The following is a 12,556-nucleotide window of genomic DNA, read 5'->3' on the forward strand; positions in this document are numbered from 1 at the left end:
CCTGTCAAAGGAGCCAGTCGCCCGGCTGCTCGGTGTCGGCGTAGAGGCGGGCCTGCATGCGCTGCATGCCCCCTATCCAGCGATCGATGTCGGTGGCTTTGCGTTCGACGTAGGTCTGCACCTCTGGGTGCGGCAGCACGTGGAAGCGCTCTTCGGCGAGGGCCTCGACGACCGTTTGGGCCAATTGCTCGGGGGTCAACACACCATCGCCCGAGGCGACACCCAGGACGCTGCCACCGGCGCGGTCCTTCGATGGGCTGTTCTGCCCGATGTTGGTGGACACCGCCTGAGGGCACAAGACCGAGACCTTGATGCCCTGGTAGCCGTGGGTGATGGCGATCCACTCGGAAAGCGCCACGGCAGCATGCTTGGTGACGGTGTAGGCGAGGCTGCCGACCTGGGCGAGCAACCCAGCCGCTGACGCGGTGTTCAGCAAATAACCTTCTCCGCGCTCGATCATCGACGGCAGAACCGCGCGAGCGGCATACACGTGAGCCATGACATGCACGTCGAACATGTCGCGGATCTCGCTGTCGGGAACCTCCAGACCACCGATGGTCAGATAGCCCGCATTGCTGACGAACAGATCGATGGGTCCGTGGTCGGCCTCGGTTCGACGCACCAGTTCGGCGACTGCGTCCTGGTCGGCGACATCTACTGCAAGCCCGGTACCGCCGACCTTTTCGGCGGCTGATCGGGCACCAGCCTCGTCGCGGTCGGCCACGACGATGTGGGCCGCACCCTCCGCTGCGAAACGCTCTGCGAGACCCAGCCCTATACCGCTGGCCCCACCCGTGATGACTACGACTTTGCCCTGCAGCTCCATTCCGACGACAGTAGGCCGTCTGCGAGATGGCTCGCGAAATGTACGAGCGAGCGAAGGAGGAACCCATGAGCGCCCTGGCGACCGCGGTCTTGTCGGGCACGCTGGCGCTGGTGACGGCGGTGGTGACCACGGGCTGGAGGTTGCGGTCCGAGCGTCAGGCCCGCCAGCGCGAAGCAATAATCGAACGCCTCGAGCGCTACCGCGAACCGCTGGTTGTTGCGGCCTTCGACCTCCAGCGCCGGCTGTATCAGGTGATCAGCGAGGACTTCCTCTCCAGATACATGAACGCGACCAAAGCAGACTCCGAATACGCCATACGCAGCACCCAATGGCTGCTGGCCCAGTACTTCGGCTGGTGGGAGTTGCTTCGGCGCGAGGTGCAGTTCCTCGAGATCGGCGATGTGGGCGACAACCGCAAATTGGTGCAGTCGTTGTCGCGCATCAGCGACATCATCGACGACCCAGACCCCAACCTGGGCCCTGAGCTTCGCATCTGGTCCGCCGAACAGCGAGCGTTGGGCGAACTGATGCTGGTCGACTCCGAGAACGAGGTGCGCTCTACGACCGTCATGGGGTACGACTCGTTCGCCACGATGCTCGAGGGGGAAGGTCGGCTGTCGAAGCGCATCCATCGTCTGGACGAGGCGGTTCACTCCATGGCCGTCCCAGACGCCGACCACACCAGAGCCATCCTGTTGCAGCGAGCACTCGTCGACCTCATAGACATCCTCGACGACGACCGATCGAGATTCCCTGTCCATCTCCGCTCGAAGCTGCCGCTGGCCGGCCCGCTGAGTGTTGCAGAAGCAGCCCAACTGACTCTGGCCCAGGCACTGCCAACGCCTCATGCAGACTTTCGATTCAGTGGCGAGCCGTGGGCCGCGATCGCAGAATGGGCCGGCCACTTCGGCTTCACCACCGAAGACACCGAGGCGGGCAAACGGTTCTCGCGGCGCCGCAAGTCGACCGGAATCATGGAGGTGGTCGACGTCAACCACACCCCTGACAGCCGCGTGATCATCCTCGGCCACATGGTGAGACCCTGGTGGGCGCCCAGCATCAAATGGCTGGCCGAGGTGCCTGCGCTGGTGCCTCCCGACCATCCGGGCTGGCGACTGCGTAGGTTCGTGCGGAGGTTTCGGCGCGACCTGAACGTGCTCTTGCAGATGTTCGACAGGCCCCTGATCCGGTCGGGCATCAAGAAGCATTGAGGTCGAGCCCCGGCTTCTAGTCTCGTAGTCTCGGGAGCATGCCGAAACGCCTGGTACGCCTCGTCCTATCGCTCGCAACGGCCGTATTGGTGATCGCGGCTCTGGCCGGTCCGGCATCGGCCCAGAGCGTCGACCGCATCGCCGCCAACCTCAACGACACCGGCTACTACGTCGAGGCAGGCTCTGGAACCACCGAGGCCGACGTCAGCAGGGCCATAGCGAGCCTTCAGGACCAGGGCGTATTCGTTCTGGTGGCTGCCTTGGGCGAAGACCCGCCCGACCCCGAAGCGCTGGCGCGTTCGCTTCGCGACAAGACCAACGGCACGGTGTTGCTGGTGACGCCCGGGTTCATCTCGGCGGCCAGCGCCGTGTACACCGACGTAGAGGTCACCAACGCCGTCGATGCCTCGTTCGGAAGCTTCGATGATGTCGGCGACGGCATCGTGGCCTTCGGCCAAGCGCTTCCGGGCACCGTGGCACCGGTCACGACCACCACTGCGGCAACGACCCAGACGACGACCGGCGGCGCATCGACCCAACCCGCGGCCGAATCGGGTGGCGGCGGCATCGGTGGGGTGCTGATTTTCTTCGGCGTGATAATCGCCGCTGTCGTGGGCCTGGTGTTGTTCACCCGCTCGCGGAACCGCAAGAAGGTCGCAGCTCAGATGGCGCAGCGCAAGGAGCAGGTGAAGACCGAACTCGACGCCATCGGCCTAGACATCGTCGACCTGGCCGATCGGGTGACGATGGCCGACAACAGCGAGGCCACCGACCACTTCCGGAAGGGCAACGACCAATTCCTCGAACTGCAAGAACAGATCGAGGCCGCCAAGTCGCTCTGGGAAGTGACGCAGGTCGACTACGCGGCCGACACAGCGGCGTGGCATCTGGACGCGGCCGAAGCCATCATCGAGGGTGACCCGGTTCCCGACGAACCCGAACGCCCCGACCTCGACGGCGGCCAACCGGCCGAACCCCAACCTGGCGCGCCGACGAGAGCCGAGACCGATACGCCAGATCGTGAGCCGAGCCGGTCTGACCAACGAGAGAGGGTCGACTCACGGCTCGACGACCGCTATCGCAAGCCCCGCCGCGTCGAACCGCGGCGCGACCGTCGCAAGGGTTGGGAAGCCCCCAAGACGCGGGGCGGCGGGTTGGGCGACGTAGCCACAGGCATCTTGGTCGGTGGAATTCTGCGCGGGGGCGGAGGCGGCCGCAAACCCCCCAAGCGTTGGAACGGGGCCGGATCGCTGACGTCTGGCAGCACGGGTGGATCGGCCAGCCGGGCCCGCAGCACCAGCTCAGGCAACTCGGCCTCCAGGTCACGTTCGGCCGGAGGCAGCGCAACCCGCCGCCGCTAGACCTAGCATGACCTGCGTCGATCCAGCCCGGTGAGGAGATCCCCACTCATGTTCAAGCGCATCATCAACTACATCCGAACCTGGTTCAGGGGCAAGGCCGAGGCGGCCATGAACCCCGAGATCGAGATCGAGATGGCGATGGAGGAAGCCCGCAAGCAGGACCAGGCTCTGCGCGCTCAGGCCGCCAAGGTCATCGCCCACCGCACCAAGCTGGAACAGCGCATCGAGAAGTCGGCCGACGACGTCGCCGAGGCTCGCGAGATGGCCAAGGCCGCCCTTCTTCGTGCCGAAAAGGCCAAGACCGAAGGCGACACCGACGCCCTTTCGAAGTGGACCAACTCTGCGTCGAGCCTCGCCATGAAGCTCACCGCTGCAGAGAACAACCTGGGCTCGCTGAAAGAGCAGTACGCCCTGGCCCTCGATCAGTCAGAGGCGGCCAAGTCTGCTGTCGAGCAGAACGCCATGAGGTTGCAGGAACTGACGGCCAAGCGCATGGAGCTCATGGGCGCCATCGAGCAGGCCAAGATGCAGGAAGCCATCAACTCGACGATGGACGCACTGAACCAGACCATCGAAAAGGACGCTCCGAGCCTTTCGAAGGTCGAGGACAAGATCAACGACCGGCTGGCCGAGGCCAAGGCCAAGACCGAGCTGCGGTCGGCCACCCCCGAGGGCGCCGAGGCCGAATTGCGCGAGGCGGTTTCGCTGTCGCGCGCCGACGACAAGCTGGCAGAGCTGCGCGCCGAACTGGGCCTGGACGAGCCTGCCGGCGAGCTCGAGGCCTAACCGACGCTTCTGAGGTCGACCACGAAGACCAGGGTTTCGTTGGGGGCGATCACGCCCCCAGCGCCCCTGGATCCGTAGCCCAGGTGGGGCGGAATGGTGATTTGGCGGCGGCCACCGACCTTCATCCCGGCAACACCCTGGTCCCAGCCGCTGATCACCTGACCGGCGCCGAGACCAAACGAGAAGGTGTCGCCGCGGTTCCACGAAGCGTCGAACTCGCGCCCCGTGGACCAGGCGACGCCGACATAGTCGACCGTGACCATCGTGCCGGGGGTGGCCTCGACACCGTCGCCCTCGACGAGGTCGTCGAGCACCAGTTCTGCTGGCGGATCGGAGTCGGGTACCGAGATCTCAGGTCGTTCAAAAACATCCACGAGACGGCACGCTAGCTGGCGGGAGACGACATGGAGTTCACCCAACAAGCCAAGGACCAGGCCGATGCCATGGTCGAGGGGTTGGTCAGCGGCGAGGGCGCCCTGTTCCGCATCGACCTGTCCGACTCCGAAGCGATACAGCAGTTCCTGGTGATGCTGCTGGTCGGCGCTCGTGGCCAGCAGATGGCCGAGGGCCTCGGGCTGGCGTTCTTCGTCACCCGCCCAGAGTCCTTGGGCCTCGACATCGCCGACGGCTCGCTGGCTCTGGTGGGTCCGGGCATCACCAACGTCGACGAACTGGTAGACGACCTGGCCGCGGCAGCCAACGGTGCCCTGCTGGCCGGTTGCCTGTTGGCCGGCGACCCCATGGTCCACGTCATCGCACAGGTTGTGGGTTCGGGCGATGTGATGGCCTATGCATTGTCCGAATCGACCGTTCACCGAACCAGCATCGATCCGGGTTCACCACTTGTCGCTGCCATGGCGGCCGGGTTGCGAACCCACGGAGATGCCGAGGGCTGAGCGGCGATGCTGCTTCAGCACGACCCACGTTCCGACGACTGTAGGAGCATGAACAAAACCCTCTTGCGCGTCTGTGCCCTGGCGGCCCTGACCATGCTGGTCCTCGGCGGCTGCTTCAAGGTAGACGTCGACATAGCGGTCGAACCGGACGGCTCGGGCCAGGCCGTGTTCATCACCGCTATCGACTACGAAACGATCATCGACATGGCGTCGGTGATGGGCGACGCCGAAGGTGCCGCACCAGAAGACGGCTTCTCGTTGATGCCTACCACCAAGGAAGAGATCTGCGGCGACACCGGCCTGTCGATGGACGGCGTGCCCGAGAACGCCGAAATCGACGAGTACGACGAGGGTGGCTTCTGTGGAATAAAGGCGACGGTCGAGTTCGCGAATGCCGACGAGCTGGCCGAACTGCTCGAGATGTTCAGCGAGTCGGGAGACGGCACCACTTCGTCGGTCGACATCACCCAGGATGGCGACGAATGGCTGTTCGAGGCCTCTATCGAGACCGAGGCCGACGGCTCGCTGCTGGGTGAGGATTCGGCGGGCATACCCATCGACAGCCTGTTCGATTCGGCCCAGTTCCAGTTCCACGTGCAGCTTCCCGGCGAAGCGATCGAGCACAACGCCGACGAGGTCGACGGCAGCAGGTTCACCTGGAACCTCGACCCGATGCAGCCGAGCCAGTCGATGATGGCGCGAACCGGCCCCGACGCGGGAGGCACATCGGCTGTTGTCGTGGTGGCCGCGGTGCTTCTGGTCGCTGCTGCGGCCGCAGGCGGCTTCTGGCTCATGCGTCGCGGCCGCGACCTGTGAGCGGACCGGCCGGAGGCCTCATCGCCTGGGCGCCTTGCGGACATCGATATCGCGCTGACTGACCTCGACCAGTTCGCCGCCACGGATCTCGTACGACACGATCTTGGTGGCCTGATACTGGCCTTGGCGCTGGCGACCGGTCACCTGGTCGAGAGCCATGCCTTCGATGACGGGCAACAACGCCACAGCCTTGAAACCCTCGTCGCTGCCCGGGTTGGAGCGCTTGTCCTCGCGCACCAACTCGCCCGATTCCCAGATCCAGCAGTCGTCGACGTTGATGAACCGTGATCGGTAGTTGGTCTTGGACTTGGCGACCATCGAACCCGGGCATACGACAAACGGGGCACTGATGAACGGTGCCACCGCCATGCCGTCGGTTCCGAACGCTATGTCGAAGGCCCTGTCGATGACCGCGTCTTGATCGCCCGATTCGATGGCCCTGCGGCGTTGTTCGTCGCGTATGGCCTCGGCCAGGTGGGAGATGGTTGCCTCGTCGAGCGCGCGCGCCAACTCGTCGGCGTTCGATATGACCGACATCAGCCACAGGGCGATCGAGTCTGGGGTGATTTCCGACGCTGGGCTGGGTTGCACCAACAGAGCATGCCGCGGGGCTGTGACAGTTACACCTGCTCGAGGCCGCCTGCCCGCCCGCTTGGGGCTCCAAGGCCTGCACGGGCTACCGTCGGATCTCGTGCAAACCGCCAGCGCCACCGCCCCCCGCCAGAAGAAGCCGGGCATCTTCAGCTTTCGCGGCTGGCGAGTGGTCGGAGCTGGCGCCGTGCTGCAGGCCCTCTACTCGGGCATGGTGATGCAGGGTTTCGGACAGTACGCGGTTGTGCTCGAGCAGCAGTTCGGCTGGAGCAAGTCGACGTTGTCGGCCGCGTACTCGATGAACCGCGCCGAGTCGGCGTTGCTGGGACCGATTCAGGGTTGGGCGCTCGACCGCTTCGGGGCAAGACGAGTAGCCCGCCTGGGCATAGTGATGGCCGCCATCGGCCTGCTGGCGTTCAGCAGGGTTCAGAACCTCTGGCAGTTCTTCGGCGCCTTCGTCTTGATCTCGGTGGGCACCAGCCTCAGTGGGTTTCTCACGGTCACGGTGGCCATCGTCCAGTGGTTCGAACGTCGTCGGCTCGCGCATTGTCGATTGGCAGCATGGGATTTGCCATAGGCGGCGTGTTGATACCCGCCCTGGCGTTCTTCATCGAGGAGTTCGGCTGGCGCGGAACTGCCGCGGGGTCTGCCGTCATTTACCTGGTGTGTGCATGGCCTCTCGCTACCTACCTGGAAGGAACGCCGGCCGAGCATGGTACCTTCGTCGACGGCATAGACCCGGAAACGGCGACCCCGTCGACCCAGCCGCGCGCCGAAGGCCTGACCGATGTGCATTTCACAGCTCGGGAGGCCATGCGCACAAAGGCGTTCTGGCTCATCTCGCTGGGCCACATGAGTGCCCTGTTCGTCGTCGGTGCCGTCTTGGCCCACCTGTCTTTGCTGCTGACATCCGAGCACGGCTACTCGTTGACCGAGGCCAGCTTTGTCGCAGGTGGCCTCCCGTTGGTTCAGATCGTGGGAATGCTCTTGGGCGGATGGCTGGGCGATCGGTTCAACAAGCGCATGTTGGCGTCGCTGGCGATGTTTGGCCACACCTCGGGGCTGCTGATACTGGCCTACGCCAACGGTGCCCTGAGGATTTGGACATTTGTCGTGTTGCACGGACTGGCATGGGGTGTGCGAGGCCCCTTGATGCAGGCGCTGCGCGCCGACTATTTCGGGTCGACCAGCTTCGGCTCGATAATGGGCGTCAGCTCGTTGATAGTGATGCTGGGCACGGTGCTGGGGCCGTTGGTGGCAGGCATCCTGGCCGACACGACCGGCAGCTACCGCACCGGCTTCGTTGTTTTGAGCTTCCTGGCACTGGGCGGCGTGGTGTTCTTCACCCTGGCCAAGCCGCCTAGCCCGCCCGTCCGCGACCAACCCGCGTAGAAGGGCCGATGCTGGCACGGTCTGCGGCGATGGTACCGGCGACATAGCCGGCCGAGTTGCTCAGCGACCGCCGCTTGCTGGAGAGGTTCGGGTAGACCTCGTCGACGGCACGGTCGACAGCGAGCGAGCGGCTGACCAACACCGGATGCAGAGCGTCAGACGAGACACCAGCCTGCTCGGTGGCCAGGCGGCGCGCCTGTTCTAGACGCTGACCGATGCGTGACGCGAAGCCGATCAGGAAGCTGTGCCTGAACGAACGGATACGGCGCCTGTCGTGTTGCCACTGAGTCTCGAGCTGGGTCATCTCGGCCGTGGCCTGCACCAACAGCGACGTGTGCAAGAGCTCGACCGAATCGAGATCGTGACGGAACCCGAAGACCGTCGACACATCCAAACCACCATGGGAAACCGTGCGACAACCGTTTGCGGCTGCGATTGACGCGAGCAGGTCGCCCTTGGCGCTGGCATATGGCGGATCGTGCCAGATGCGAAGAGCAGCGGGAGCCTCGCCGGCAGGATCGTCGAGCATGGCAAGCTCGATCGAGTGGCTGGTCATGATCTGCTGGGCCTTGGCGGTGAAAGCCTGCGCCTCGTGAGGAAACTGGGTGGCCTCGGCCTTGGCCAGCAACGCCCTGACCCGCTCGAGCAGCTTCGCCTTGTCGATTGCCTTGGGTCTGCGTGCCGCGCCCGCTGCGATGGTTCCGGGCGGGGCACAAACGAAGGCCATACGCGGCAGCACCTTCAGCCAGCTGGCGAGATTGCCGGCCACCTGGGTCAACGTTCGGTCATCGACACCAAGCGCGTCGCAGAGCCGTTCGGGGTGCTCGGTAGGAGCGACCCGTCCGACATGGTCGAGACGCTCGAGCCAGTCTTCGCCGGCCGGTGCGGGGTGGGATCTGCGGTGCAAAATGATCGCCGTCGCCATGACGGCAGCGTTGGTCGAGTCGAAGAGCTTGTCGGCCGCCCTCACCAGCTCGTCTGGCGCCCACCCTTTACCCCACGCGGCGTCGATGCCACAGACCAGGTCCGACAGGGCGCTGTGAGCCGAGCTGCGGATTGGTGTTGGAGGTTGCTTTGCCATGGGAAACAGCTTCTCATCGACCTGTGACAGCCAGGCCTGGTCGTCGGCGCGACCTTTTCGAAAAGGTGATCGCGGCCGACTGCACGGTAGTGAGGAATTGCGGTTCGCGGCTGACAGCACTGGTGGTCTTCGGGCTCGTCACCTTTGGTTTCGCCGGATGCTCCGGCGGGTCGGACACCGATACACAGACGACCATCACCAATGCGAGTTCGACCAGCACGACCGAGGCGCTCGCCACACCCACCACCGCCCAGCCCTCGACCACCGAAACGTCGGAGTTGGCTTCGACGACCGAAACGTCTGACGCAGGCTCTTCCTCGTCGACTACCGCCGACGACCACGACGCTGGGCCTCTGATGACTGTGGACGATCTCGACGCGAGGTGGGGCTTGATCGCCAGGACCGAGGCACCGGTCGATTCAGAACTGCCACTGGCAGAGTTCTGTGAGGGTCTCAGCACGATCGTCAGCGACTTGGGTCCCGTCTCCAGTGCAGCCTTCGACGGACCCGACGGCCTGGCCATCGAATGGTTCGTGGTCGAGGCTCCGGCTGCCACGCCGCTAGCGCTGGCCGCAGACGAGCGGTTCGATCAGTGGAAGGCCGAAGGAGTGCACGACTGTGTACAGCGCGGGGTCGAGACGCTGTACGACTCGGAAACGCTGGAAGGAACGATCATCGAGGCCGAACGGCTACCAGACGGGACCGATGGCTTCGGCTACCGGGTTACGGTCGTCTACCTCGACGACGACGGAAACCAGCGAGTTCTGGTGTGGTCGTGGACCATGATCCGAGCCGCTGACGCCATCGCCAAGATTGCGATTGTGTACCCCGACACCGCACCGGTCGACGTGGACCAGATCCTCGCGCTGGCGGCGGATGCGCTGGGTTGATGCAGGCCCGGCCGGCTAACCGGCCAGCGATGCAAGCAGGCGTTCACGCCTCTCGTCGCCGTACCAAGCAGGATCGAGACCGAACATCTCGGCCGCCGACACCAGGCCCCGGCCCCCATCTCTGATGGCAATGGTGTCGGGATGCACCAGGCCCGGGTGCTGCTCGCCCACTGCGTGTGCGAGCTTGAGAATCTCGGAGTTCATGCCCGTGACGTAGTTGGCCAGACGCGCCGACTTGTCGGTGGGGTCGAGGCCGCGCATCAGCCACTTGGATTGGGTGGCAACACCCGTGGGGCAGTGGCCGGTGTGGCACCGCTGCGCTTGTATGCACCCAACGGCCAGCATCGCCTCTCGCGCCACTCCCAACATGTCGACACCCATCGACATGGCCAACACAGCTTCGGCGGGAAACCCGAGCTTGCCCGAGCCGACGAAGAACACGTCGTTGTGCAGGTCGACCCGGGCAAAGGCACTGAACACCACGGCGAACGCTTCGCGAAATGGCAGCGCTACATGGTCTGAGAAGGCCAGCGGGGCGGCCCCAGTGCCACCTTCACCTCCATCGACGGTGATGAAATCTGGGCCCGTGCCGGTGCTGGCCATGAAGCGCGCCAGCTCGTCCCAGAACGCGACCTCTCCGACCGCAGACTTGATGCCGACCGGAAGGCCCGTTGCCTCGGCCAGCGCCTCGACGAAAGCCACCATCGACGGAACATCACCGAACTGCGAGTGGTACGCCGGGCTGCGCACCGTGATTCCCACCGGCACACCTCGTGCCGCAGAGATCTCCGACGTCACCTTCTCGCCGGGCAGGACCCCACCCAACCCGGGCTTGGCGCCCTGGCTCAGCTTGATCTCTATCGCCTTCACCGGCGCGCTATCGACGGAGCGTTTCAGCACATCGAGGCTGAACTCGCCCCGGTCGTCGCGCGCACCGAAATAGCCGGTACCGATCTGGAACACGAGTTCGCCGCCGTGCCTGTGGTGGGCGCTGATGCCACCTTCGCCCGTGTTGTGCAGACACCGAGCGAGAGCGGCTCCGGAGTTGAGGGCGTGCACGGCCGGACCCGACAACGACCCGAAACTCATCGCCGAGATGTTGGTCAACGACGAAGGCCTGAACGCCTCGGGACGCTGACGCCAAGCACCCAAGACCTTGGCCGCCGGCACGCTGTCTGCGGTCGTTTCGCGAGCTGGAAAAGCTGCATGGCGAAAGAACAGGTGACCGTCGGTCTCGAAGCGATTGTCGGTTCCGAAGCCGAAGTACGAGTTCTCGTCCTTGGCCGTCGAATAGACCCAACGTCGCTGATCTCGGCTGAACGGGCGTTCCTCGTCGTTGCTGGTGACGATGTACTGACGCAGTTCAGGGCCAAAGCGCTCGAGGATGAACCTCAGATGGCCCACGACGGGAAAGTTGCGCAGCACGGCATGGCGCCTCTGAGCCAGGTCGTACACCGCCACGGCCGCCAGCACCGCCACGATCGCCGCGAGAATCAACAGCAACGTCATCACGAGCGCGACGGTAGCCGGTCATGGTCGGTCAGGTCCCGTGCCGACGTCGCTCAGGGCCAACGCGGTGTCGAAGAAGTCGTCGTAGTGGTCGGCGAAGATCTCCTCGACGGTCCGAACCTCGGGAAAACCGCCCTCGAGCACCACCCCAGAGGCCAACTCGGCAAGCTCGGCCAGTTCGGCATCGCCGGTCAGCGCGTACACGACATCGCCTGACACGTCGACCACTCGGTCTTGGAGCCAGCTTTCGGCTGTTTCGTCGGCGATCTCGTTGACCAGACCCCGAGCTCCACGCTCAGCCAGCGTCGACCCCAGGCGCTGCGCGGCCTCGCGGGTGGCCCTGACCCCGGTGCCCGACACGCCCGGCAGCGGCACCAACCCCACGGCGTGTGATGCTGCGTTGACCCAATCACCCTTCGCCACGTAATAAGCAACGAAGCCGGCGTCGATGGCATCGCCCAACACCGGCACAAACCCTGCGGCCGATAAGGCCATGCCGCCGAGCTCGGCCCAGCCTAAACCGCCGTCCCCCTTCAGGCCCAGCTGTTCGGCACGGCTGTCGTCGTCGCCCACGAACGCCAGCACACGGCCCGCGATATTGCGCTGCTCGGCGGTGAACAGATCTGAGCTCGCCATAGACCGAAGATCTTCCAGAGAGACCACCCCGTCGGTTTGGCCCTCGGCACCGCCCGAGCGGACCCGATCGCGTGCCGAGTCGAGGTCGGCGCCCAGCGCTGCCAGACCCAGGGCGGCGACGGCGATGTCTTCGATGTCGGAATCGAACAAGCCGAGGTGCTCGCCGAGCCACATGGCGTCGGCGGCCGTTGTGACCCCGCCGGCAACGATCCTGGACATGTTGTCTGAGTCTGCGCTGGCCATTTCGTCCGCGACGCGAGCCATCGTCGCCGCCAAGTCAGCCCAGCGACGACAGATGGACCGGAGCGCTTCGGCCGGGTCGGCCAGGGCCACGCCACTGCAGCGCCAGTTGACCAGGCTGGTGACCTCAGACAACGACGCCGCCGACCTCGCGAGACGTTCGGTGTCCGCCGTCCACCGCGCAGCCGTGGTTCGCATCACGTCGGGTTCCCCGGAAACCTTGGTCACGACAGCAACCTAACTGCCTTGCTAGTCCTTTTCAATACTTTTCAATCAATGTGACTGCGCTAGTGGCAATCGCCTAGCTTGAGAACCGAGAGG

Annotated in this window: 14 protein-coding genes; 8 read left to right on the forward strand and 6 right to left on the reverse strand. The window is 65.0% G+C overall.

The annotated features are described in order from the left end of the window. Nucleotides 1–4 precede the first annotated feature (4 nt). Nucleotides 5–826, reverse strand: a complete 822-nt coding sequence (locus R2770_16615; protein MEZ5282084.1) for an SDR family oxidoreductase — start codon at nucleotides 824–826, stop codon at nucleotides 5–7. Between the two features lie 65 nt (nucleotides 827–891). On the opposite strand from R2770_16615, the gene R2770_16620 reads away from it, so the two are divergent. The 3 genes from R2770_16620 to R2770_16630 are packed head-to-tail and all read left to right on the forward strand — an operon-like array spanning nucleotide 892 to nucleotide 4,184. Further along, nucleotides 892–2,037, forward strand: coding sequence for a hypothetical protein (locus R2770_16620; GenBank protein ID MEZ5282085.1), 1,146 nt, complete (start codon nucleotides 892–894; stop codon nucleotides 2,035–2,037). A gap of 38 nt (nucleotides 2,038–2,075) precedes the next feature. Then, nucleotides 2,076–3,398: a hypothetical protein gene (locus tag R2770_16625; GenBank protein ID MEZ5282086.1), complete on the forward strand. Its 1,323-nt coding sequence runs from the start codon at nucleotides 2,076–2,078 to the stop codon at nucleotides 3,396–3,398. 48 nt (nucleotides 3,399–3,446) lie between these two features. Continuing rightward, complete coding sequence (locus tag R2770_16630) at nucleotides 3,447–4,184, forward strand: PspA/IM30 family protein (protein ID MEZ5282087.1); 738 nt, start codon at nucleotides 3,447–3,449, stop codon at nucleotides 4,182–4,184. Here the strand turns inward: R2770_16630 and R2770_16635 are convergent. Next, nucleotides 4,181–4,558: an FKBP-type peptidyl-prolyl cis-trans isomerase gene (locus R2770_16635; GenBank protein ID MEZ5282088.1), complete on the reverse strand. Its 378-nt coding sequence runs from the start codon at nucleotides 4,556–4,558 to the stop codon at nucleotides 4,181–4,183. The two genes, R2770_16630 and R2770_16635, sit on opposite strands and share 4 nt — an antisense overlap. A 30-nt stretch (nucleotides 4,559–4,588) precedes the next feature. Here R2770_16635 and R2770_16640 point away from each other — a divergent pair, with 30 nt between their 5' ends. Together R2770_16640 and R2770_16645 are read left to right on the forward strand one after the other, a co-directional pair. Next, entirely contained in the window at nucleotides 4,589–5,080 is a 492-nt protein-coding gene (locus tag R2770_16640; GenBank protein ID MEZ5282089.1) for a hypothetical protein, read from the forward strand. Nucleotides 5,081–5,128: 48 nt separating this feature from the next. Continuing rightward, the gene (locus R2770_16645; protein MEZ5282090.1) at nucleotides 5,129–5,896 is read left to right on the forward strand and encodes a hypothetical protein; all 768 of its coding nucleotides are present in this window, start codon (nucleotides 5,129–5,131) and stop codon (nucleotides 5,894–5,896) included. An 18-nt stretch (nucleotides 5,897–5,914) separates the two neighbouring features. Here the strand turns inward: R2770_16645 and R2770_16650 are convergent, their stop codons facing one another. Continuing rightward, a complete protein-coding gene (locus tag R2770_16650) occupies nucleotides 5,915–6,487 on the reverse strand; it encodes a hypothetical protein (protein ID MEZ5282091.1) in 573 nt (190 codons plus the stop codon). A 100-nt stretch (nucleotides 6,488–6,587) separates the two neighbouring features. Here R2770_16650 and R2770_16655 point away from each other — a divergent pair, with 100 nt between their 5' ends. Both R2770_16655 and R2770_16660 read left to right on the forward strand, forming a co-directional pair. Continuing rightward, a complete protein-coding gene (locus R2770_16655) occupies nucleotides 6,588–7,064 on the forward strand; it encodes an MFS transporter (protein ID MEZ5282092.1) in 477 nt (158 codons plus the stop codon). Next, nucleotides 7,049–7,879, forward strand: a complete 831-nt coding sequence (locus R2770_16660) for an MFS transporter (GenBank protein ID MEZ5282093.1) — start codon at nucleotides 7,049–7,051, stop codon at nucleotides 7,877–7,879. Before R2770_16655 ends, R2770_16660 begins: the two co-directional genes overlap by 16 nt. Here R2770_16660 and R2770_16665 read toward each other — a convergent pair. Then, nucleotides 7,848–8,960: a DUF2786 domain-containing protein gene (locus R2770_16665; GenBank protein ID MEZ5282094.1), complete on the reverse strand. Its 1,113-nt coding sequence runs from the start codon at nucleotides 8,958–8,960 to the stop codon at nucleotides 7,848–7,850. The genes R2770_16660 and R2770_16665 overlap by 32 nt on opposite strands. A 23-nt stretch (nucleotides 8,961–8,983) precedes the next feature. On the opposite strand from R2770_16665, the gene R2770_16670 reads away from it, so the two are divergent. Further along, on the forward strand, nucleotides 8,984–9,850 hold the full coding sequence (locus R2770_16670) for a hypothetical protein (GenBank protein ID MEZ5282095.1): 867 nt from the start codon (nucleotides 8,984–8,986) through the stop codon (nucleotides 9,848–9,850). A 15-nt stretch (nucleotides 9,851–9,865) separates the two neighbouring features. Here the strand turns inward: R2770_16670 and R2770_16675 are convergent, their stop codons facing one another. Together R2770_16675 and R2770_16680 are read right to left on the reverse strand one after the other, a co-directional pair. Continuing rightward, the gene (locus R2770_16675) at nucleotides 9,866–11,359 is read right to left on the reverse strand and encodes an FMN-binding glutamate synthase family protein (GenBank protein ID MEZ5282096.1); all 1,494 of its coding nucleotides are present in this window, start codon (nucleotides 11,357–11,359) and stop codon (nucleotides 9,866–9,868) included. Nucleotides 11,360–11,380: 21 nt separating this feature from the next. Beyond that, the gene (locus R2770_16680; protein ID MEZ5282097.1) at nucleotides 11,381–12,463 is read right to left on the reverse strand and encodes a hypothetical protein; all 1,083 of its coding nucleotides are present in this window, start codon (nucleotides 12,461–12,463) and stop codon (nucleotides 11,381–11,383) included. Nucleotides 12,464–12,556: the final 93 nt, after the last annotated feature.

The sequence above is a fragment of the Acidimicrobiales bacterium genome (genome assembly GCA_041394185.1).
In the GTDB taxonomy this organism is placed as follows: domain Bacteria; phylum Actinomycetota; class Acidimicrobiia; order Acidimicrobiales; family Poriferisodalaceae; genus JAAETH01.

What these genes read in the sequence shown, in the direction of transcription:
- R2770_16675 (MEZ5282096.1), bottom strand. Translation starts at nt 11,359, where the DNA reads ATGACGTTGCTGTTGATTCTCGCGGCGATCGTGGCGGTGCTGGCGGCC.
- R2770_16665 (MEZ5282094.1), bottom strand. Translation starts at nt 8,960, where the DNA reads ATGGCAAAGCAACCTCCAACACCAATCCGCAGCTCGGCTCACAGCGCC.
- R2770_16620 (MEZ5282085.1), top strand. Translation starts at nt 892, where the DNA reads ATGAGCGCCCTGGCGACCGCGGTCTTGTCGGGCACGCTGGCGCTGGTG.
- R2770_16645 (MEZ5282090.1), top strand. Translation starts at nt 5,129, where the DNA reads ATGAACAAAACCCTCTTGCGCGTCTGTGCCCTGGCGGCCCTGACCATG.
- R2770_16660 (MEZ5282093.1), top strand. Translation starts at nt 7,049, where the DNA reads ATGGGATTTGCCATAGGCGGCGTGTTGATACCCGCCCTGGCGTTCTTC.
- R2770_16640 (MEZ5282089.1), top strand. Translation starts at nt 4,589, where the DNA reads ATGGAGTTCACCCAACAAGCCAAGGACCAGGCCGATGCCATGGTCGAG.
- R2770_16625 (MEZ5282086.1), top strand. Translation starts at nt 2,076, where the DNA reads ATGCCGAAACGCCTGGTACGCCTCGTCCTATCGCTCGCAACGGCCGTA.
- R2770_16615 (MEZ5282084.1), bottom strand. Translation starts at nt 826, where the DNA reads ATGGAGCTGCAGGGCAAAGTCGTAGTCATCACGGGTGGGGCCAGCGGT.
- R2770_16630 (MEZ5282087.1), top strand. Translation starts at nt 3,447, where the DNA reads ATGTTCAAGCGCATCATCAACTACATCCGAACCTGGTTCAGGGGCAAG.